This window comes from Aliiruegeria haliotis (genome assembly GCF_003003255.1).
Lineage (GTDB): Bacteria > Pseudomonadota > Alphaproteobacteria > Rhodobacterales > Rhodobacteraceae > Tropicimonas > Tropicimonas haliotis.
The window spans coordinates 23,440-45,325 of record NZ_PVTD01000009.1 but is presented as its reverse complement, the minus strand read 5'-3'; the positions used below and the strand labels follow the sequence as shown (position 1 = coordinate 45,325).

Here is a 21,886-nt window from a genome sequence, read left to right as displayed (position 1 = left end):
CGGCGCCTCAAGCCAACACGCAAGGCTGTTCCCAAGGGCAGCGTCGCGCTCGCGATAGCTACCTAAGTCGATCTGCTAGAATACGTTGCGCTCTATTGATTTCATAGCCAGCGGCGTTGAAGAAGTTGCAGCATTCCCCGTCAGTGAAGAGATCACAGAGGTGACCGACGGCGCGCCAAAGGTCGCCGTAGGTCCGCGCGGCAGGACGCCGGACAAGGGGCTTGAGTTTGGCGAAGGCCATTTCAATGAGATTGAGATCGGGGCTGTTGGGAGGCTGGAACAAGAACCATGCACCGACGGCGCGCATGGCCTCTGCGGCCTTCGGGCATTTGTGGGACGACAGGTTGTCGAGGATAATCACATCGCTTGGCTGCAGCGTCGGGGCGAGCTGTGTCCCGGAATAAAGCTCGAAGGCTGCGCGGTTCATTGCGCTGTCGATGCCCCATGGCGCGTCCAGCCTGTCATGGCGCAATGCGGCGATGAACGTCTGGGCATTCCAGTGGCCGAAGGACGCGTAATCTATCAGGCGCGTACCTTTGCAGGATCACCCGGTGATCTTGGCCATGTTCGTTTTCAAAGACGTCTCGCCAATGAAGCCGACGCGTGGCAACAGGTTCGCCATGAATGGTTGTCGCCCTGTGATCCAGACATGGCGTGCGTGCCGGACCTCAGGCCGCTATTGCTCGACGGCTTGAAGGTCATTTTTGTGTGACGGGCCCAGAGTGCGAAGGGGCCACCAGATCGACACGCGATGGGATGTTATCTGGTGTTCATCGGCAATCTCCAGGATCAGATCATCCAGCGTCAAATCCGGTTTGGCAGCCATGCGTGCCACGATCCAATCCCGCAGACGGTCCAACTTGCCATACCCACCAGCATTGCCTGGGGCGCTCGGCTCCAACCCGCCCGTCTCGCGCTTCAGCATCACCATGTCATTGACGAACTTTACCCAAACCCGGAACCGAGCTGCGGCAACCCGGTGCGAATGACCCTCCTCCACAAACGCAACAACGCGCTAGCGAAGTGCCAAAGGATGTGGCTTGCCCCTCTCCCCCCAAATCTGGCCTGCAGACAGAGAATCATGGATCAAGACGCGTGGAAATCTGCCTCAGAATGAGCGCAACACGCTCTAGAACCATCCGCCGATATGGACCCACCGGCTGCATTTCACCTTCAGGCACATGGGTGACTTGCCACCGGTTGCGATCCGCGCGCGGTCGGCACTTGGGCGATTCGCCCCCCAACCCTTCCACGGATCTGATCTGTGCTGTCGTTGTCGCGGTTGCTGCGGGTGGCGGTTAGAACAGCTCAAGATCCGATCCTGATGCGGATACGGGGTTCCGTGCATCCAGAGCTTCCTCGACGGCATCTCGTGCCAGCAATTGCTGCCGCGCGCGGCCACCAACAGGCCAGAACTGGATTCGCCTTCCCTGCTGTCCACCAAGGCTGTGTCCATCGCAGTCGATACCCTCATGGCGGCAGAAATCCGCGATGAATTCGGCGTTTCTGGTGCCGATGCTCCCAAGCCCGGCAAACATCTGCGCGCCACCGAACAGTTTCGCGCGGAAGCGTTGCCTGTCCGCCCCCTCACGCAGCAGCCCGTTTATGAGCAACTCCATCATGTTCGTCCCAAGTGACGTGCATTGCAGATCGCTGGACGTCCCATCCGGCAACAGGATGTGGTTCATTCCACCGATCCCCGCGGCCGGATCCCAGATACAGGCAGAGACACAGGAGCCCAGTACCGTCGACATCATGGTCTCCGGACAGGATGAAATGCGGTACTCTCCCTGCCCGACATGCAGCACCTTGCGATCCGGAATCAGCATAGACGCGCCGTTCGTCGCCTTTTCGAGCGACAGGTTGCAGCAAGAATTGCCGTCGCCACCTCGTCGAGCGACCGGGTCTCCGCCACCGCCCCCAGTTCAGCCGCCACCCGCGGCATGCCATAGACGACCGAGCTTTCCCGATCCTGACCGATCGTATGCGCACCGGCTTGCCGCAATCGCAGCATGCCATCAGCGCCGTCGCGACCCATTCCCGTCAACAGAACCGAGACGACACGCGGAGCCAGTGTCCTCGCCGAGTCGAACAGCACGTCGACGGACGGCCTGTGCCCGTTGCACTTGGGGCCGGTTTCGAGCCGGGTCTGGACCCCAGCCCGATACAATCCGGCAAGAAGGTGGACGTCGCCTCCGGGTGCGATCCTGATCTGACCCTGCTGGAGGCTTTCGCCGTCCCGGGCGAGCGCGACCTCCGGCGCGACCATTGCGGACAGACGTTCCGCGAAACTGGTCAGAAAGGTCTGCGGCATATGTTGAGAGATCAGGATCGGAGGGCAGTTTATCGGCATTCCTGACAAGACACGCTCAAGCGCATCCACACCGCCGGTGGAGGCGCCGATCAGCACCGTGGAGCCGTTCCAATCGTAGTCAGACGGGGGCTTGGCCAATCGGTTGGCGCGCCCTTGCACTCTGGCCGACGCGGCGACGAAGACCCGTTCGGCCAGTTCCTGAAAGGTCTCCGCCGCTCCCATGCGTGGTTTGCCCAGGCAATCGACCGCGCCAAGCGAGAGCGCCTCGACCGCGGAAACACTGCCGGCATGGGTTTCGGTCGAGAACATCACCACCGGCATCGGGCGCAACCGCATGATCTTCTCGAGAAAGGTGAGCCCATCCATTCGCGGCATCTCGACATCGAGCGTGATCACGTCGGGGACTGTCCGCTTGATGATTTCCCTTGCTTCGTAGGGATCCGCGGCCTGGCCAACCAGATCGAAACGCCCATCCGTTTCGAGACACTGTGCAATCAAACCCCGCATCGTTCTCGAATCGTCGACAATCACAACTTTCTTTTTCATGAGAACTCCCGGGCGGTCGTGTCGGCAACCGTGACCTGTCCGACACGCCCCCCGAACCAAATGATAGCCTTGTCCGAACCAGAGCCGTCGGCGTGTCGAGGCCAACATGACACGCTCGATACCCGGATCAGAATTATCCGCGCATTGTGGAGAACATGCTGCCACGCCGAGAGAGCCCGCCCAGCCCCAGAACACGGATTGGAGCCGGCCATCCAAACGCGTGCGAATATCCAATCATTTTCAGCTACGGCCATCCGAACTGGACGGATCCGGCCCCTGTGGCGTGCGTGCGCGCAAATGGCGAACGCCATCTGGACGCAAAACGCCGGGATCGTCGCCGTCGGCCACCGCTCCAAAAGGCACTTTCCAGATAGCGCCGCACCAATGCCGATCGCGCGCCGGGAAAGTGCGGGACCTCTGCGTGCCTTGATCTGCAAACTGGTCGGCTTCCCCAAGTGCAAGCATCCTTCCCTGCGCCGTGGCCCCCGCGAGGGCGCATCGCGATCCCGGGCGCAGCTTTGCCCCAAGCCGTGAATTTTCCTTTAAGTGTTCCCCCCGGGATCCGGTCATCGCGCGCTGGCACCGCCACCAAGTCGCTAAAATCCAACCGAAGCGGCTCGACGCCCGGGCACCAGCATGGACTTCTGTCCGGGCCCGGTTTCGTGCTAGGCCCATTCACAGCCGCAACAGGAGTTTGCCGGATGCGCCTCGCCTACATCACATCGGACACGCCAGGGCAGATGAACACGACCCTGCGGACCCTTGCGGAAACCGTGTCGGGACAGGGGCGCCGCGTCGTCGGCGCCGTGCAGGTCAACAGCGAACCCGAGGGCGACGAGCTCTGCGACAAGACATTGCTGCTGCTGCCCGAGGGTCCTCAGATCTGCATCTCCCAGACCCTCGGCCCCGGTTCCACCGGCTGCCGGTTGGACACCGATGCACTGGCGCGGGCGGTTCAGCATACGGCAGGCCAACTCGACGCCGGCGCCGACCTGCTCATCGTCAACAAATTCGGCAGCCATGAAGCGGAGGGGCGCGGGTTCCGCGACCTGATTGGGACGGCGCTCGCTCGCGAGATCCCTGTCGTCGTGGGCGTGACGTCGGCGAAGCGCGACGACTTTCTCCAGTTCGCCGGAGATCTCGGCACCCAGATCGAATGCGATGTGGAGCAACTGACCAACTGGGCCGTCACACCTCCAGACATCGCCCAATAACCCACCAATCGCCGATTTATCGCCCGGAAGTTGTGCAGACGCAGCATTGCCGGACCATAGTTTCCGCGCACCCGTTGCCCCTTTCGCACGCATGTCCGACGTCGCTCTTCGTAGCCAACGGAGAGCCATGTCGGATCGACTTTCCATCGTCGTCGTCGAAAAGGATCGCGAGCGCGCGCTCCTGATCGTTGACAGCCTGCGTGCGTCTGGTGACCACGAGATCTCCGTGATCTCCGAGCAATCGGGCCTTGCCCGCAGGATCTCGGAGCGCAACCCCGATGTTGTCCTCGTCGACTTCGCAAACCCCTCACGCGATATGCTGGAGGAGCTGACACTGGCCTCGTCTCCGCTGGAGCGCCCGGTGGCCATGTTCGTCGACCGCTCCGACGACGCGCTGACGCGGGCCGCCATCGAGGCCGGCGTCTCCGCCTACGTGGTGGACGGCCTGTCAGCGGGGCGGATCAAGCCGATCCTGGATGCGGCCATCACCCGCTTTCACATGTTTCAAGCGATGCGGGCGGAACTTGCGGCCACCAAGCGGGCGCTGGAAGAACGCAAGATCATCGACCGGGCAAAGGGCGTCCTGATGAAGGCGCGCGGTCTGGACGAAGACGCGGCCTATGCTCTCCTGCGCAAGACGGCCATGGACCAGGGAAGAAAGGTCGCGGAGGTCGCAGAGGCTCTGGTGACGGCGGCGGGCCTTCTGTCATGAGCCAGACGCGGCTCACACTGGGCTACATCCCGCTGGTGGATGCGGCACCGCTGATCATTGCCCGCGAACTCGGCTTCGCAGAGCAAGAAGGGCTGGCGGTCGACCTTCGTGCGGCCCCATCCTGGTCCACCCTTCGCGACATGGTGGCGCTTGGCCAGATCGAGGCTGCCCACATGCTCGCACCGATCCCCGTGGCCATGGCCATGGGCCTTGGCGGCATGGCGACGCGCCTCGATGCCATCTCGGTGCTCTCGGTCAACGGCAACGCGGTCGGCGTCTCGATGCAACTTGCCCGGAAGATGCGCGATGCCGGACACGACTTCGGCTTTGCCGACGCGACGGCGGCCGGCCGCGCCCTCATCGCGGCAGCCGGAGATCGTCTTCGGATCGGGGTGCCCTTCCCATTCTCTATGCATGCCGAGTTGCTCTACTATTGGCTCGGCTCACTCGGCCTTGAGGCGCCACAGGCGCTGGATGTTCACACGGTTCCGCCCCAGCAGATGGCGGAAGCCATGGCGGCCGGCGATCTCGATGCCTTCTGCGTCGGCGCCCCCTGGGGCTCCATGGCCGTGGAAAACGGCGCAGGCGAACTGCTCCTGCCAACCTCTGCCATCTGGTCCTTCGCTCCGGAAAAGGTGCTGGCGGTGCGCCACGACTGGGCCGAAAAGGCCCCGGACCAGGCAGCGCGGCTGATCCGGGCAATGTGGCGCGCCGGGCGATGGCTGGCCGATTCCGGCAACCGGATCACGGCGTCCGAAATCCTCTCGCGACCGGATCACCTCAACCTGTCGGCGGAACTGCTGGAGCGGTCGCTGAGCGGCAACCTGATGATCTCGGCACGAGGGGAGCAGCGCCGGGCCGAGGGCTACCTGGAGTTTCATCGCGGTGCCGCTACCTTCCCGTGGCGCAGCCAGGCGGGATGGATCGCCACGCGGCTCGCAGCCCGCACCGGCCTTGATCGCGCACAGGCACGCGAGGCCGCGCGCCGTGTCTTTCGCACCGACCTCTACCGGGCCGCCCTCGACACGACCGCGGCCGACCTGCCCGGCGCTTCGGAGAAACTGGAGGGCGCATTGGATGTCCCGACCGAAGTCGCCTCACAGACCGGCAGCCTGATTCTCGGACCGGATCGGTTTTTCGATGGACAAATCTTTGACCCAGACGCCGAGTGACGCCCAATAAATGGGCAGCGTCGGTGACCTATCCGGCATTTCCCGGAAAATCGACGGCAAAGCTGCAGCGCAGCATTGACCCCCGGCACCCCGGAATCGCTAATGGAGATGTCTCCGGGGCAAGGGCGTCCCACCAGAGACAGCGCCCCGATGACGTGGGCCAATCCGAGCAAAGCCGCTTGAGTCGAACCGTGCAGTCCTGCGCGGAGCGAATCTCATGCGGCTTTTTTTGTTTTTTCCGGCGCCTTCGTTCCTCCCGAAACGCGCCGCCCGACCGACGAGGTAGACTGCGACATGAAGACTCCCCTGACCCTGGCTCTCGCCGCCACCACGGCCCTTGCTCCCCCGGCCTTCGCCGAGATGCTGGACGTTGAGAAGGACGAACTGACCTTCGGATTCATCAAGCTGACCGACATGGCCCCCCTCGCCGTGGCATACGAGAAAGGGTATTTCGAGGATGAAGGCCTCTTCGTGACGCTCGAAGCGCAGGCCAACTGGAAGGTTCTGCTCGACGGCGTGATCGACGGGCAGCTTGACGGGGCGCACATGCTCGCCGGCCAGCCGCTGGCCGCGACCATCGGCTTCGGCACCGAGGCGCATATCATCACCCCCTTCTCGATGGACCTGAACGGCAACGGCATCACCGTGTCGAACGAGATCTGGGCGCAGATGAAAGAACACGTCCCTCATGAAGACGGCAAGCCGGTACACCCGATCTCTGCCTCCGCGCTGAAGCCGGTGGTCGAGGCCTATGCCGACGAGGGCAAGCCCTTCAACATGGGCATGGTCTTCCCGGTCTCCACCCACAATTACGAACTGCGCTACTGGCTTGCCGCCGGCGGTCTCAAGCCGGGCTACTACTCGCCCGACGACGTGACCGGCCAGATCGACGCCGAGGTGCTGCTCTCGGTCACACCGCCGCCGCAGATGCCCGCCACGATGGAGGCAGGCACGATCTATGGCTATTGCGTCGGTGAGCCGTGGAACCAACAGGCGGTGTTCAAGGGGATCGGCGTGCCGGTCATCACTGACTACGAACTGTGGAAGAACAACCCCGAAAAGGTCTTTGGCCTCTCCGCTGCCTTCCAGGAAGAGAACCCGCAGACAACCATCGCCATCACCAAGGCGCTGATCCGCGCCGCCATGTGGCTGGACGCGAACGACAACGCCAACCGCCCGGAAGCCGTGGAGATCCTGTCGCGCTCCGAATACGTCGGCGCCGATTACGACGTGATCGCCAACTCCATGACCGGCACATTCGAGTACGAAAAGGGCGACACGCGCGACGTGCCCGATTTCAACGTGTTCTTCCGCTACAACGCGACCTACCCTTACTACTCCGACGCTGTCTGGTACCTGACCCAGATGCGCCGCTGGGGCCAGATTGCCGAGGCCAAGCCGGACAGCTGGTACGACGAGGTCGCGAAATCCGTCTACAAGCCGGCGATCTACCTCGCCGCAGCCGAAAGCCTCATCGACGACGGCCTTGCCACCAAGGACATGTTCGACTTCGACACCGACGGCTACAAGGCCACGACCCCCGCCGAGGATATCATCGACGGCATCGCCTACGACGGCCGTACCCCCAACGCCTATCTCGACAGCCTGCCGATCGGCCTGAAGGGCGACCAGACCGTTGTCGGCAACGAGGTTCAGGGATGACCCGCCCCCGGGCACACAGACCACCGTCCGCGTAGCCGCACGTTCCCCGGCTGGCCCGACTGTCTCCCGGGCCAGCCATGACGGGATGGCGGGCGGGGCGATTTTTCCGAAGGAAAAGAGCGCCGTACCGCCATCCGCTCACTCAGCAGATCACACCGAGGACCGCTTCACATGACCGCCATCGACCCCGACAGCCTGAGCGCCGCCGAGGCACGGGAAGCCCGCAAGGCCAGGCTGTTCACCCAAATCAACAAGGCCGACTCCTGGTTCAAGGTTCTCGGCCTGTCCTTCATGACACCGCTTCTAAAGGCGCTGGCCGGCGACAACCCGAAAGCCCAGATGAAGGAAATCTGGCTGCTCCTCGGCGTGCCCGTCCTCGCCATCTGCTGCTTCCTGGCGCTGTGGGCCAACCTTGCGCCCAAGGTCCAGACCTCCCTCGGCGCCGTTCCCGGCCCGGCGGACGTCTGGGAGCAGGTCGAAAACCTCCACGCCGACGCCAGGCGCGAATGGCAGAAGGAGGAAGACTTCTACATTCGCCAGGAGGCCCGCAACGCGAAGCTCGAAGCCGCCGGGAAGGCCGACAAGATCAAGCACCGCGACTATACCGGCAAGCCGACCTACTACGCGCAGATCTGGACCTCGATCCAGACCGTCTTCTTCGGCTTCCTCCTCGCCTCTGCCGTTGCCATCCCGCTCGGCATCGTCGCGGGCCTGTCCCGCGCCGGGGAAGCTGCGCTGAACCCGATCATCCAGATCTTCAAGCCGGTCTCGCCGCTGGCCTGGCTGCCGATCGTGACCATGATCGTCTCGGCCACCTACACGACCAACGACGGCATGTTCACCAAGTCCTTCCTGATCTCGGCCATCACCGTGACGCTCTGCTCGCTCTGGCCGACTCTGATCAACACCTCTCTGGGCGTTGCCTCGATCGACAAGGATCTCGTGAACGTCTCCAAGGTGCTCAAGATGAACACGCGGGTGAAGATCACCAAGCTGGTGCTGCCCTCCGCCCTGCCATTGATGTTCACCGGTCTGCGCCTGTCCCTCGGCGTCGGCTGGATGGTGCTGATCGCCGCGGAGATGCTTGCGCAGAACCCCGGCTTGGGCAAATTCGTCTGGGACGAGTTCCAGAATGGCTCCAGCCAATCGCTCGCCAGGATCATGGTCGCGGTCTTCACCATCGGCATCATCGGCTTCCTGCTCGATCGCCTGATGTTCGCGCTCCAGTCGCTCTTCACCTTCTCCAACAACCGGTGATCCAGATGAGCATTCTCAAGTTCGAAAACGTCTCAAAATCCTTCGGCGAAGGCACTGCGAAGACGGATGTCCTCAAGGATATCAATCTCACCGTGGAGGACGGCGAGTTCCTCGTCCTCCTCGGCTTCTCCGGCACCGGAAAGACCACCCTGATCAACCTCATGGCCGGGCTCGAATTTCCCTCCAGCGGATCGGTCACCTTCAAGGGCGCGCCGATCGCCGGGCCTGGACGGGAGCGCGGCGTGATCTTCCAGAACTACTCGCTGATGCCGTGGCTCACGGTCGCCGGTAACGTCAGGCTCGCCGTGGACACGGTCTTTCCGAAGATGAAGACGACCGAGAAGGACGCCCTGGTCGACAAATACGTCAAGATGGTCGGCCTTTCGCATGCCGCCGCCCGCCGTCCCGCCGAGCTGTCCGGTGGTATGCGGCAACGCGTGAACGTGGCCCGCGCGCTGGCCATGTCGCCCGAATTGCTGCTTCTCGACGAGCCGCTTTCGGCGCTCGACGCACTGACCCGCGCCAACCTCGCCGACGAGATCGAGCACATCTGGGAAGCCGACAAGAAGACCTGCGTGCTGATCACCAACGACGTGGACGAGGCCATCGTACTGGCCGACCGCATCGTCGCGCTCAACCCCGACGGGACGCTCGGCAAGGAATTCCGCGTCGCCATCCCGCGCCCGCGCGAACGGGGTGAAATGAACCATGACGAGGAATTCAAGCGCCTGCGCGGAGAGGTCACCAAGTACCTGATGGATGCCGGGATCGAGGCAAAGGCCGCCGAAACCCGCGAGTTGCCGAATGTCACCGCGATCCACAACGAGACCGTGCCAGCTGCCCTGAAGGAGGCCCGGGGCTCGTCGCGGATCGACAAGTACCTGGAGTTTTCCCAGCTTCACAAGATCTACCCGACGCCCAAGGGTCCGCTGACCGTTGTCGAGGATTTCAACCTGAAGCTCGACAAGGGCGAGTTCATCTCGCTCATCGGCCATTCCGGCTGCGGCAAGTCCACGGTGCTGACCATGGCCGCCGGCCTGAACGAGATCTCCAAGGGAGTGATCAACCTAGACGGCCGCGGCGTCGTCGGCGCCGATCCCGAACGCGCGGTGGTCTTCCAGTCGCCGTCCCTGTTCCCCTGGCTTACCGCCAAGGAAAACGTCTCCGTCGGTGTGGAAAAGGTCTACCCCCGCGCGTCCCGCGCCGAGCGTCAGGACATCGTGGAATACTACCTGGAGCGTGTCGGCCTCGGCGACAGCATGGACAAGGCGGCGGCCGACCTCTCCAACGGCATGAAGCAACGTGTCGGCATCGCCCGCGCCTTTGCGCTCAGCCCCAAACTGCTGCTGCTGGACGAGCCCTTCGGCATGCTCGACAGCCTCACCCGCTGGGAGTTGCAGGAAGTGCTGATGGAGGTTTGGTCCCGCACCAAGGTCACCGCGATCTGTGTCACCCATGACGTGGACGAGGCGATCCTGCTGGCGGATCGGGTGGTCATGATGACCAACGGCCCGCAAGCCACCATCGGCCGCATCGTCAATGTCGACCTGCCGCGTCCGCGCACCCGCAAGGCGCTGCTGGAGCATCCCGACTACTACCTCTACCGCGAGCAGGTCCTGAACTTCCTCGAAGAATACGAACACGGCGCCAAGCCACGGAGCGCGGCTCCGACACCGGCAGGCCACAAGGCCGACGACAGCAAGGAAGCCGCATGATGGACATTGTACTCGACACACCGACCCGCACTTTCGTGGAAGTCTCCGAGGTCTGGGTTCCCGAAGGCGACCGGCTGGTGCTCGCCGAGGGCAACTACGGCGATCTGAAAGAATTCGCCGCTGCCTCCGGGCAGGAGAGCTTCGGGTTCGGCGAAGGCCTGCCCGGAAAGGCCTGGTCCGACGCGCGCCCCGTTGTCCTGAAAGCGTTCGAAGGCTCCTGTTTCAAGCGGACCGAGGCCGCGAAGGCCGCAGGCCTGACCAGCGCGGTTGCCGTGCCGGTCTTCGATGGTGAGACGCTCAAGGCCGTCCTCGTGCTGCTCTGCGCCGACGATTCCGAGCGCACCGGCGCGATCGAGGTCTGGCAGGCCCGGGATGACATCCTGCGGCTGGCCGATGGCTACTATGGCTCTGCCAGGCATTTCGAATGGGTGTCCCGGCACACGCATTTCCCCAAGGGTCAGGGCCTGCCCGGCGCCGTCTGGGCCGCATCCACGCCGATCCTGATGCGGGACCTCGGCTCCGGCTACAAGTTCATCCGGTCCGAAAGTGCGGGAAAGGCGGGGCTGACGACGGGGCTCGGCCTTCCGGTGCCGGTTCCCGGCAATGACACCTTCGTGCTGACGCTGCTGTCGGCCCGTGGCACGCCACTGGCCCGCCGCTTTGAAATCTGGGACGCGCGCTCGGCCCGCGTCGGCCGCTCGAAGGAAGCCGTGCTCGTCGATGGGATCTGCGCCCGCGAAGGACCGCTCTGGAGCGACGAGACCGAACGTCGTGCCGCCGCATGGCAAGGTCCAATCGGCAAGGTCATCGGCTCCGGGCTGCCGCAGGTGATGTCCGGCACCGCCGGCCTTCCCGCGGACTACAGCTCATTCATCGCGCTTCCCATCCACCAACAGGGCGAGCTTGCCTACATCGTCGCCCTCTACATCTGATCCGACCGGGAACCCGCAAAATGAACGATACCCAGATCACCCTGATCCAGCAGAGTTTCGCCGGGGTCGTGCCGATCAAGGCCGAGGCAGCTGCGATCTTCTATGACCACCTGTTCGCCCACGCGCCTGAGGTCCGGCCGCTCTTCAAGGGCGACCTTTCCGAACAGGGCACGAAACTGATGGCCATGCTCGGCGCCGTGGTCAACGGGCTGCGCGACCTCGACCGGATCGTGCCCGTCGCCGAAAAACTCGCAGTAGACCACGTCGAATACGGCGTGACCGCAGCGCAGTACGAACCCGTGGGCGCCGCCCTGCTTCACACGCTTGAAACCGGGCTGGGCGATGCCTTCACCCTCGACGTCCGCGAGGCATGGATCGAGGCCTACACCATTCTCTCCGGCGTCATGATCGACGCCGCCTACAGCGAAGGAGCTGACGCATGAGCACGAAACGGAAACTCGTGGTAATCGGCGCCGGCATGGCCTCCGGCCGAGCGCTGGAGCACCTGTTCGACCGCGACCCTGATGGCTGGGACGTAACGCTGTTCAACGCCGAGCCGCGTGGCAACTACAACCGCATCATGTTGTCCCCCGTGCTCTCGGGAGAAAAGGAATTCGCCGAGATCGTCACCCACGACGATGCCTGGTACGCAGAGCATGGCGTGACCTGCCGCTTCGGAGAAACGGTCACCGCCATCGACCGCACCGCGAAGACCGTGACCGGCGAAGACGGTGCCCCGGTGGCTTATGACAAGCTGCTGCTGGCCACCGGATCGAACCCGTTCATCATCCCCCTGCCCGGCCACGATCTCGAGGGCGTCATCGCCTACCGCGACCTGGAAGACACCAACACGATGATCGACGCGGCGGCAGCCCCCGGGTCCCGGGCGGTCGTCATCGGTGGCGGCCTGCTCGGACTGGAGGCCGCGGCGGGTCTGAAGATGCGCGGCATGGACGTCACGGTCGTACACATCATGGGCCACCTGATGGAGCGGCAGTTGGACGAGGCTGCGGGCTACCTTCTGCGCAAGGCGCTGGTCGACCGGGGCATCAAGGTCATGTGCTCGGCCAACTCGAAGGAAATCCTCGGGCAGGACGGCAAGGTCAAGGCCCTGCTGCTGGAGGACGGCACGGAACTGCCCTGCGATATCCTCGTCATGGCGGTCGGAATCCGTCCGAACACCGCGCTCGGACAGAAAGCGGAGCTGGCGACGGGACGGGGAATCCACGTTGACGATCACATGGTCACCTCGGACCCCGATGTGCTCGCGGTGGGCGAATGCGTGGAACATAACGGCGCCGTCTTCGGTCTCGTGGCCCCGCTCTACGACCAGGCCAAGGTGGTTGCACAGACACTCGTCGGCGAGGAGGCCCACTTCGTCCCCAAAGAGGTCTCGACCAAGCTCAAGGTCACCGGCTGCGATCTCTTCTCCGCCGGCGATTTCGCCGACGGCGACGACCGGGAGGACATCGTCTTCCGGGATCCGGCGCGCGGCGTCTACAAGCGCCTCGTGATCAAGGACAACCGGATCATCGGCGCGGTGATGTATGGCGACACCGCCGATGCGAACTGGTTCTTCGGCCTGATGAAGGACGAAGAGGACATCGCGGAAATGCGAGAAACCCTGATCTTCGGCCCCGCCTACCAGGGGGGCGACCCGCTGGACCCTATGGCGGCCGTTGCAGCCTTGCCGGCTGACGCAGAGATCTGTGGTTGCAACGGCGTCTCCAAGGGTGACATCGTCTCCGCCATCGAGGGTGGCGCGACCGACCTTACCGCCATTCGCGCCACCACCAAGGCCTCCGGCTCCTGCGGCACCTGCACAGGGCTGGTGGAGCAGGTCCTCGGCGTGACACTGGGCGACGACTTCGTGATCCCCGCGGCGCAGGGTATCTGCGGCTGCACCGATCACAGCCACGAGGACGTCCGCCGCCTGATCAAGTCCCAGGAACTGAAATCCCAGGCAGCCGTCTGGCAGGAGCTTGGCTGGAAGACGAAGGATGGCTGCCACACCTGCCGCCCGGCGATCAACTACTACCTGCTTGCCGACTGGCCGCTGGACTACCGGGACGATCCGCAGTCACGTTTCATCAACGAACGCAAGCACGCCAACATCCAGAACGACGGCACCTTCTCCGTCGTGCCACGGATGTTCGGCGGCATGACCACCTCCGACGAGCTTCGGGCCATCGCCGATGCCGCCGACAAGTATGACGTGCCGACAATCCATGTCACCGGAGGCCAGCGGATCGACCTTCTGGGCGTAAAGGGCGAGGACCTGCCCGCGATCTGGGCCGACCTGAACCGGGCTGGCATGGTCTCGGGCCACGCCTATTCCAAGGGCCTGCGCACCGTGAAGACCTGCGTCGGCAAGGAGCACTGCCGCTTCGGAACCCAGGACAGCTCCGGCCTTGGCATCAAGCTGGAACAGAAACTCTGGGGCGCCTGGTCGCCGCACAAGTTCAAGCTCGCCGTCTCCGGCTGCCCGCGCAATTGCGCCGAAGCCACCTGCAAGGATCTCGGCGTGGTCTGCGTGGATTCCGGCTACCAGATCGGCGTCGGCGGCGCGGCAGGCATGGATGTGAAGGAAACCGAGCCGCTGGCACAGGTCCCCTCGGAACAGGAAGCGATCGACATCACCGTCGCCTTCTACCAACTCTACCGCGAAAACGCGAAATACCTCGACCGGCCCTACAAGTGGATCGCCAAGGTCGGCCTCGACTGGGTCAGGGAACGCGTCATCGAGGATCGCGAAGAACGCCAGGCATTGATCGACCGCTTCGCCATCTCGCAATCGGTCTACCAGAAGGATCCCTGGGCCGAACACGCCAGCGACCGCGCCGATACCTACCAACCCGTCGCCGACCTCACCCTGCAAGCGGCTGAATAACCATCATCTTTCCCCAAGTATCCCGGGGGAGTCGCGGTCCCGCCGCGACGGGGGCAGCGCCCCCTCCCCGACCACCACAAGGAACCGCCTCATGACGAACCACCCCATGACCAACTGGATCGACATCGGCCCACTGGACAACATCCCGCAACGTGGCGCGCGGGTGGTCAAGACGGCCTTCGGATGCGTTGCCATCTTCCGCACCGGCGACGACGACGTCTACGCCCTCGAAGACCGCTGCCCCCACAAGGGCGGGCCACTCTCCGAGGGCATCGTGCACGGCGCCTCTGTCACCTGCCCGCTTCACAACTGGGTCTTCTCCCTCGAAACCGGCGTGGCGCAGGGGGCCGACGAAGGCGGCGTGGCAACCTTCGCCGCCCGCATCGAGAATGGCCGCATCCTGATGGATGCCGAACAGCTTGCCGGGCGGAGCGCCGCCTGATGGACGGTGCCACCCGGTCCATGTCCAACCGGCAGGACACCGCGCCGGGCGGTACCTGCACCACCTGCCCCTATTGCGGCGTCGGCTGTGGCGTGCGCGCGATCCTGGATGGCGCCGGTGGACTGACCATCACCGGCGACCTCTCCCACCCCGCCAATGCCGGCAAGCTCTGCTCGAAGGGATCGGCCCTGGGGGAGACCACCTCGCTCGACGACCGCCTGCTCGCCCCGCGGATCCATGGGCAGGACGCGAGCTGGAACGATGCGCTCGATCTCGTGGCCACCCGGTTCCGCAAGACGATCGACAGGCACGGCCCCGACAGCGTCGCCTTCTACGTGTCGGGCCAGTTGCTGACCGAGGATTACTACGTCGCCAACAAGCTGATGAAGGGGTTCATCGGGTCGGCCAATATCGACACGAACTCACGGCTCTGCATGGCCTCCTCCGTGGCCGGTCACCGCCGGGCCTTCGGAACCGACACCGTGCCCGGCCTCTACGAAGACCTGGAACGGGCCGACCTCGTCGTGCTCACCGGCTCGAACCTCGCGTGGTGCCATCCGGTCCTCTACCAACGCCTCGCCGCCGCGAGGAAGGCCAATCCGAAGCTGCGCGTGGTCAATATCGACCCGCGGCACACAGCGACCTCCGACATTGCCGACCTGCACCTCGCCATCGCCCCGGGCGGCGACGTGGCGCTTTTCAATGGGGTGCTCGCATATCTGTCCGAACAGGGTCTGATCGACGCCGCCTACACAGAAAAACACGTGAGAGGCCTCTCCGAAGCTATTGAAAGTGCGAAGAAAGAAGACCTCTCAGCTACGGGCCTCCCCGCCGCTCAAGTTGCCGAGTTCTTCGCCCTTTGGGCCGGAACCGAGAAAGTCGTCACGATCTATTCCCAGGGTGTGAACCAATCCACCGCCGGGACCGACAAGGTTGCCGCAATCCTCAATTGCCACCTCGCCACGGGCCGGATCGGCCGTCCCGGCATGGGGCCATTCTCCGTCACCGGGCAACCCAACGCCATGGGAGGCCGGGAGGTCGGCGGGCTGGCCAACATGCTCGCCTGCCACCTCGATATCGAGAACCCCGAGCATCGCGTGGCCGTGAAGGATTTCTGGGATGCCCCGGCGATGCCCGATGCTCCCGGGCTCAAGGCCGTGGACATGTTTCGTGTTGTTGGCGAGGGGCGCATCAAGGCGCTCTGGATCATGTGCACCAACCCAGTGGTCTCCATGCCGGAGGCCGACGCGGTGCGCGCCGCCATCGCGGGGTGCGATTTCGTCGTTGTCTCCGACCTGACCGCCGCCACCGACACGGCCGAGCTTGCCGACGTGCTGCTGCCCGCCACCGGCTGGGGCGAAAAGGACGGCACGGTGACCAATTCCGAGCGCTGCATCTCCCGGCAGCGAGGCTTCCTGACCCCGCCGGGTGCCGCCCGCCACGACTGGGAGATCATCTCCGACGTCGGCCGGCGGATGGGCTGGGGCGCGGCGTTCGATTATGCCTCCCCGGCAGAGATCTACCGCGAATACGCCGCCCTTTCCGGTGTTGCCGGCAATTTCGGCCGGGATTTCGACATCTCTGCCACGGCTGGGGTCACCGATGCCGAATACGACGCCATGGCGCCGTTCACGTGGCCACGGTCCGCGACCCGCGAAGGTGGCCGGTTCTTTGCAGACGGTGGGTTCTACACGTCGGACGGCAAGGCGCGGATGTGGCCGGTGCAGCACCGGCAACCAGCGTCCAAGCTCACCGCGGATCGCCCTTTCCGGCTCAACACCGGGCGGGTCCGGGACCATTGGCACACGATGACCCGCACCGCCAAGTCACCGCGCCTGAGCCAGCACATCGCCGAACCCTTTCTGGAAATCCACCCCGACGATGCCCGCCGCATCGGCCTCGCGCCAGCCTCCATCGCGGAGGTCGAGAGCGATTTCGGCAACTGCCTCCTGCGCACGCTGGTCACCGACCGCGTCCAGCCCGGGCAGGTTTTTGCCCCCATGCACTGGACCGGGCAGACGGCGCCGACCGGGCGGATCGACACGCTTGTCGCGCCCAATACCGACCCCTTCTCCGGCCAGCCGGAGAGCAAAGCCACGACCGTTGACGTCCGCCCTTTCGCCGCCGCCTGGTACGGCTTTGCCGTCTCCGCCAGGGAGATCACACCCCGAAGCACATATTGGGCCCGCGCCCGCAGTCGCAACGGCTGGCGGGCGGAACTGGCCTGTTCCAGCACGCCGGAGGATTGGGAAACCGACGCCCGTGCCCTGTTCGGCCTGCCGACTGAGGCCACGGCCATCACCCTGATCGATCCCGCCCGCCGGACCGCGCGCCTGGCCTTCCTGCAAGACGGCCAACTGGTTGCCGCGCTCTTCGCCGCGCCCGAACCGGTCGGCGTCTCCCGCAGCTTCCTCGCCGGCGCGTTGGGAGAGCCCGCAACAGCCGAGGTCCTCTCCGGTCGTCCCGGTGCCGAGCGCGCCGACCCGGGCGCCACGGTCTGCGCCTGTTTCGACATCGGCGTGAACACGATCCTGGCCGCGATCGAAGGCCAAACACTGGCCAGCGTCGACCAGATCGGCGCGGCACTCAATGCTGGGACCAATTGCGGTTCCTGCAAACCCGAACTACAGGCCCTTCTCGATGCAACATCGAGAAAGGTCGCCGCAGAATGAGTCTCGCACCCTACATACACGCGATGGGACGCGGCCCCAGCCGGGCGCGATCCCTCACCGAAGACGAAGCACGGGACGCCATGTCCCGGATCATGGCGGGCACCGCGGCGCCCGAAGCCGTCGGCGCCCTGCTCATGCTGATGCGCTACCGGGGCGAAACCCCGGGCGAGCTTGCGGGCTTCGTCCATGCCATCCGCGAGACGCTGCCCGCGTGGCCCGGCGACGCCCCGGCGCTGGACTGGCCCAGCTATGCCGCAGGCCGGTCGCGCGGATTGCCTTGGTTCCTGCTCTCCGCGCGCCTGGTCGCCGGTGCGGGTCTTCCGGTGCTGCTGCACGGCTGGAACTCGCACCAGGCTGCCGTGGCCTCGGTCACCAACGCCTTGCCCCATACCGGGATCGCCAGCGCCGCGAGCCTCGATAGCGCTGCTGAACTCATCGCGAAGGACGGTATCGCCTACCTGCCCTTGTCGGTTCTCTCCCCGCGTGCGCTGGAACTGATCCGGCTGCGGGACGTCCTCGGACTGCGCTCCGCGGTGAACACGACCATGCGCCTGCTGAACCCTGCGGGTGCGCCCGCATCGGTGCAGGGGATCTTCCACCCGCCCTACCGGGACCTTCAGGCCGAAGCGGCGCTTCTGCTCGGCCAGCCCGCCAGCGCCGTCATCAAGGGCGGCGGTGGCGAATTCGAGCGCAACCCCGGCAAGGCCATCCACGTCGGTGGCGCCACGACGGGGGTCTTGCGGGACATCACCGCCGAGCCGCTCCTGCCGGACGCCAGCACCCGCCTGCGCGATGGTCCCGAGGCGGGCACGCCCGATGCCCTTGCCGCGCTCTGGTCCGGCGCGCTCGATGACCCCTATGCCGAAGCCATCGTGACCGGCACCGCCGCGCTCGCGCTTCTGACCTGCGGCCGGGCCAAAACCGTTACCGAAGCCGATGCGCTGTCCCGGCAGATCTGGGCCAACCGCAACCGCACCCCGTAAGGAGACACCGATGAAGACCTTCCCCATGTTCCTGAAAATGGCAGGCCGGAAGGTCATCGTCGCCGGTGGCGGTGAACAGGCGGCGCAGAAGGCGCGGCTGATCCTGAAGACGGAGGCGGAGCTGGTCCTGCTCGCACCGGAACTGGACGAGGAACTTTCGGACCTTGTCAGCAAAGGACTGGCCCGCCATGATCCGACACCTCCCACCGCCGGGAGCTTCTCCGGTGTGGCGCTGGTCTTCGTCGCCACTGGCTGTGTCGCGGTCGATGCCTGCATGCACGCGCTGGCAAAGGCGGCGGGCGCGGTCGTCAATGTCGTCGACCAGCCCGCGCTCTGCGATGCCGTCACCCCCTCCATCGTCGACCGCGACCCGGTTGTCGTTGCGATCGGAACCGAGGGCAATGCGCCCGTGCTTGCCCGGCTGCTGAAGACCGATATCGAACGGATGATGGAACCGGGTCTCGGCGAGTTCGCGCGTCTTGCCGGCCGGTTGCGGGACTCCGTGGCCCGCCATGTGCCCCATGACCGCCGACGTCACTTCTGGCGCTGGATGTTTGCGGGCGCGCCACGTGGCCTGTTCAGCCGTGGCGCCGATCGCAAGGCCGCTGCGCTGCTCAAGACTGCGATCCATTCCGGGGGCGCCCCTGATACCCGGGACAGGGGCGCGATCAGCGTCATCGGCGCCGGGCCCGGCGAGGCGGACCTGATGACGCTGCGGGCCGTGCATCGCCTGCAAGAAGCGGACGTGATCGTGGTGGGGGACGGCGTGGATCGTGACGTGCTGGAACTCGCCCGCCGCGATGCCGAGCGCATGTATCTCGCGGCCGACGACCGTGCGGCGCCCCACCCCGGCACCGGCGATCATCGCCACCTTCTGGCCCTTGCCCGGCAAGGCAAGTCCGTTGTGCGCCTTGTCAGCGGGGTGTGTGACGGCGCTTCGTTCATGGCGCTGGAAACGGCCGCCGATGCGGCGCGGGTCGCATTCGAGATCGTCCCGGGCGTGGTCAGTCACGGCACGACCGGGCTTGCCCGCACTGGCAGCTGAGGCGACCTGTTCCGGCACAGCCTGACGCGTGGAGATGCTCGCACTCGTGCTCAAATCTCACTCAGCGGCGCGACCTGCTGCCCGGGGGCACATGTGCCACGCCGCATCTTGCCGCGCCGGTCGGCTGCGCGGGCCCCATGAAGCCACGTCCGAACGATGCCCTGCGCTGGATGCAATGGTTTCCTCCCGGCGTACAATCAACACGCCGCGCCTCCGGGCCGAAGACGCCCCGATCCTGCGCGTCAGATGTCCTTCGCCAACCGCAGGGCATCGTATATCGCCGCATGAGTGTTCCGCGGTGACACGGCATCGCCGATCCGGAACAGGCGAAATCTGCCATCGGGGTTGCGCACGACCTGCTGGGGCCGTCCCTCGACCAGCGCATCGTGGTCAACCTCGCCGAGGTTCACAGACCCCGGCCGCAGCGTGAAATAGAGCTCGTCCAGAGGGCGGGTTCCGTAGTTCACGATGACCTGATCCACATGCGATACAGCCCGTAAATCACTGTAATCCGTACCGATAGTGACTTTCAGCCGATTCCCGTCCCGCGCCACGGCCAGAAGCCGTCGCGCCACGGTGAAGGTCACGGCTTTGTCTTGCAGAGCGCGCATGTAGGGCACGAGGTTCATGCCCATGACATCGGGTGCAATCGAGCGATCTGGCGACATGATCTCCACCTCCGCACCGGCATCGGCAGCGACCTGCGCCGCCATCAGCCCCGGATGGTCGCCGGATTCGTCATAGACGAGTACCGACCGCGCCGGCGCCACATCGCCTGACAGGATATCCCACGTCGTGGTGAGAAGATCGTTCGAACCACGCTCCTCGAAAAGCTCGGTATTGGGCAATCCACCGGTCGCGACGAAGACAATATCCGGATTTTCACTATCTACATCAGACGGTTCCGCCCATGTATTGAAGTGAAACCGAACATCACGCGCCGTGCATTGCGCCATGCGCCAATCGATGATGGAGATCATCTCCCGCCGGCGTTCGCGCCGCGCTGTCAGACGTACCTGGCCTCCGGGTTCGGGCGCGGCTTCGAAGACAACGACTTCGTGCCCCCGTTCCGCCGCAACACGCGCGGCCTCCAACCCGCCGGGGCCCGCGCCCACGATCACGACCTTTTTGCGTACGGCGGCCGGTGGGATCTCCTGCGGCATGCTCAGTTCCCGCCCGGTGGCGGCATTGTGCATGCAGAGCGCCTCTCCCCCCTGATAGATCCTGTCCAGACAGTAGTTCGCACCGACACAGGGCCGGATGTCGTCCTCGCGTCCTTGCACGATCTTTCGCACGATGAACGGATCGGCGATGTGGGCGCGGGTCATGCCCACCATGTCCAGCAGCCCGGCGGACACCGCGTGCCGGGCTGTGGCCACGTCCGGGATCTTTGCGGCGTGGAAGATCGGCAGGTCCACCGCCTCCCGGACCATGCCCGCGAATTCGAGATGCGGCGCGTTGCGCATGCCCTGTACCGGAATCACGTCCGTCAGCGCGGCATCGGTGTGAATGCGCCCGCGCACGATGTTCAGGAAGTCGACCTGCCCACTGGCATGCAGCCGCCGCGCCATCGCGAGCCCCATCTGCGGATCGATCCCGCCCTCCGCCGCCTCGTCGGCCTCGAAACGAACGCCGACGATGAAATCGTCACCCACGCGTTTACGAATGGCATCAATGACTTCCAAGCTGAATTTCATCCGGCTTTCCAGCGTTTGCGGGCCGTATGGCCCGTCGAGCGTGTTGGTCAGCGGCGACCAGAAATTGTCGATCAGGTGGCCGTAGGCCTCCAGTTCGATCCCGTCCATGCCGCCGTCCTGCATCCGCGCCGCGGCATCGGCGAAGTCCGCGACGACCCGCGCGATATCCCAGTCTTCCATCACCTTGGGAAAGAACTTGTGTGCCGGTTCGTAGTGCGGCCCCGGCGCGATGGAGGGCAACCAGTCCCCTCTGGACCACCCTGTTCGCCGACCAAGGTGGGTGAGCTGGATCATTGCCGCGCAGCCATGCGCGTGTAACGCATCTGTCAGGCACCGGATCCACGGAACCACCTCGTCCTTGTAGGCCAGGATGTTATTGAACGCGGGCGGGCTGTCGCGGGATACCACCGCCGACCCGGCCGTCATTGCCAGCGCCACGCCGCCCCTTGCCCGCGCCTCGTGGTAGGCGCGGTAACGGTCCTTTGGCATTCCGTCTTCGGTATAAGCCGGCTCGTGGCTCGTGGTCATGATCCGGTTGCGCAGGGTCAGGTGCTTGAGCTGGTAGGGTTGCAGGAGCGGATCGTTCGACATCTCGGTCTTTCTGGCGGTTGGCCCCGAGGGGCAGTGTCAGCG

Annotated in this window: 17 protein-coding genes; 13 read left to right on the top strand and 4 right to left on the bottom strand. The window is 64.9% G+C overall.

The features are described 5' to 3' along the window. Nucleotides 1–58: 58 nt before the first annotated feature. The 3 genes from CLV78_RS24980 to CLV78_RS18000 form a co-directional block, all read right to left on the bottom strand. The gene (locus CLV78_RS24980; RefSeq protein WP_425427968.1) at nucleotides 59–481 is read right to left on the bottom strand and encodes a transposase; all 423 of its coding nucleotides are present in this window, start codon (nucleotides 479–481) and stop codon (nucleotides 59–61) included. An 817-nt stretch (nucleotides 482–1,298) separates the two neighbouring features. Further along, a complete protein-coding gene (locus CLV78_RS18005; protein WP_245925148.1) occupies nucleotides 1,299–1,829 on the bottom strand; it encodes a chemotaxis protein CheD in 531 nt (176 codons plus the stop codon). Beyond that, nucleotides 1,823–2,860, bottom strand: coding sequence for a protein-glutamate methylesterase/protein-glutamine glutaminase (locus CLV78_RS18000; protein ID WP_106206623.1), 1,038 nt, complete (start codon nucleotides 2,858–2,860; stop codon nucleotides 1,823–1,825). The genes CLV78_RS18005 and CLV78_RS18000 overlap by 7 nt, the downstream gene beginning before the upstream one ends. 701 nt (nucleotides 2,861–3,561) lie before the next feature. Between CLV78_RS18000 and CLV78_RS17995 the strand changes: the two genes are divergently transcribed. From CLV78_RS17995 to CLV78_RS17935, 13 genes are all read left to right on the top strand, one after another. Continuing rightward, a complete protein-coding gene (locus CLV78_RS17995) occupies nucleotides 3,562–4,074 on the top strand; it encodes a DUF2478 domain-containing protein (protein ID WP_106206621.1) in 513 nt (170 codons plus the stop codon). Nucleotides 4,075–4,201: 127 nt separating this feature from the next. Beyond that, nucleotides 4,202–4,786, top strand: a complete 585-nt coding sequence (locus CLV78_RS17990; RefSeq protein WP_106206619.1) for an ANTAR domain-containing response regulator — start codon at nucleotides 4,202–4,204, stop codon at nucleotides 4,784–4,786. Beyond that, nucleotides 4,783–5,958 carry a CmpA/NrtA family ABC transporter substrate-binding protein gene (locus CLV78_RS17985; RefSeq protein WP_106206617.1) on the top strand — a complete coding sequence of 392 codons (1,176 nt, stop codon included), beginning with the start codon at nucleotides 4,783–4,785 and terminating at the stop codon, nucleotides 5,956–5,958. The genes CLV78_RS17990 and CLV78_RS17985 overlap by 4 nt, the downstream gene beginning before the upstream one ends. Before the next feature lie 294 nt (nucleotides 5,959–6,252). Further along, nucleotides 6,253–7,620 (top strand): CmpA/NrtA family ABC transporter substrate-binding protein, encoded by a 1,368-nt coding sequence (locus CLV78_RS17980; RefSeq protein ID WP_106206615.1) that lies wholly within the window; start codon nucleotides 6,253–6,255, stop codon nucleotides 7,618–7,620. Nucleotides 7,621–7,791: 171 nt separating this feature from the next. Next, entirely contained in the window at nucleotides 7,792–8,877 is a 1,086-nt protein-coding gene (locus CLV78_RS17975; protein WP_106206613.1) for an ABC transporter permease, read from the top strand. 5 nt (nucleotides 8,878–8,882) lie between these two features. After that, a complete protein-coding gene (locus tag CLV78_RS17970; RefSeq protein ID WP_106206611.1) occupies nucleotides 8,883–10,592 on the top strand; it encodes an ABC transporter ATP-binding protein in 1,710 nt (569 codons plus the stop codon). Beyond that, nucleotides 10,589–11,524, top strand: coding sequence for a GAF domain-containing protein (locus CLV78_RS17965; RefSeq protein WP_245925146.1), 936 nt, complete (start codon nucleotides 10,589–10,591; stop codon nucleotides 11,522–11,524). Before CLV78_RS17970 ends, CLV78_RS17965 begins: the two co-directional genes overlap by 4 nt. A 20-nt stretch (nucleotides 11,525–11,544) precedes the next feature. Next, a complete protein-coding gene (locus tag CLV78_RS17960) occupies nucleotides 11,545–11,967 on the top strand; it encodes a globin family protein (RefSeq protein WP_106206609.1) in 423 nt (140 codons plus the stop codon). After that, complete coding sequence (gene nirB, locus CLV78_RS17955; RefSeq protein WP_106206607.1) at nucleotides 11,964–14,414, top strand: nitrite reductase large subunit NirB; 2,451 nt, start codon at nucleotides 11,964–11,966, stop codon at nucleotides 14,412–14,414. The genes CLV78_RS17960 and nirB overlap by 4 nt, the downstream gene beginning before the upstream one ends. 106 nt (nucleotides 14,415–14,520) lie before the next feature. Continuing rightward, nucleotides 14,521–14,856, top strand: coding sequence for a nitrite reductase small subunit NirD (nirD, locus tag CLV78_RS17950; RefSeq protein ID WP_106206867.1), 336 nt, complete (start codon nucleotides 14,521–14,523; stop codon nucleotides 14,854–14,856). Then, nucleotides 14,856–17,528: a nitrate reductase gene (locus CLV78_RS17945; RefSeq protein ID WP_245925145.1), complete on the top strand. Its 2,673-nt coding sequence runs from the start codon at nucleotides 14,856–14,858 to the stop codon at nucleotides 17,526–17,528. Before nirD ends, CLV78_RS17945 begins: the two co-directional genes overlap by 1 nt. Further along, nucleotides 17,525–18,511 (top strand): glycosyl transferase family protein, encoded by a 987-nt coding sequence (locus CLV78_RS17940; protein ID WP_106206605.1) that lies wholly within the window; start codon nucleotides 17,525–17,527, stop codon nucleotides 18,509–18,511. The genes CLV78_RS17945 and CLV78_RS17940 overlap by 4 nt, the downstream gene beginning before the upstream one ends. A 10-nt stretch (nucleotides 18,512–18,521) precedes the next feature. Continuing rightward, nucleotides 18,522–19,556, top strand: a complete 1,035-nt coding sequence (locus tag CLV78_RS17935; protein WP_158263599.1) for an NAD(P)-dependent oxidoreductase — start codon at nucleotides 18,522–18,524, stop codon at nucleotides 19,554–19,556. Nucleotides 19,557–19,798: 242 nt separating this feature from the next. On the opposite strand, the gene CLV78_RS17930 is transcribed toward CLV78_RS17935, so the two are convergent. Next, on the bottom strand, nucleotides 19,799–21,844 hold the full coding sequence (locus CLV78_RS17930) for an NADH:flavin oxidoreductase (protein WP_106206601.1): 2,046 nt from the start codon (nucleotides 21,842–21,844) through the stop codon (nucleotides 19,799–19,801). Nucleotides 21,845–21,886: the final 42 nt, after the last annotated feature.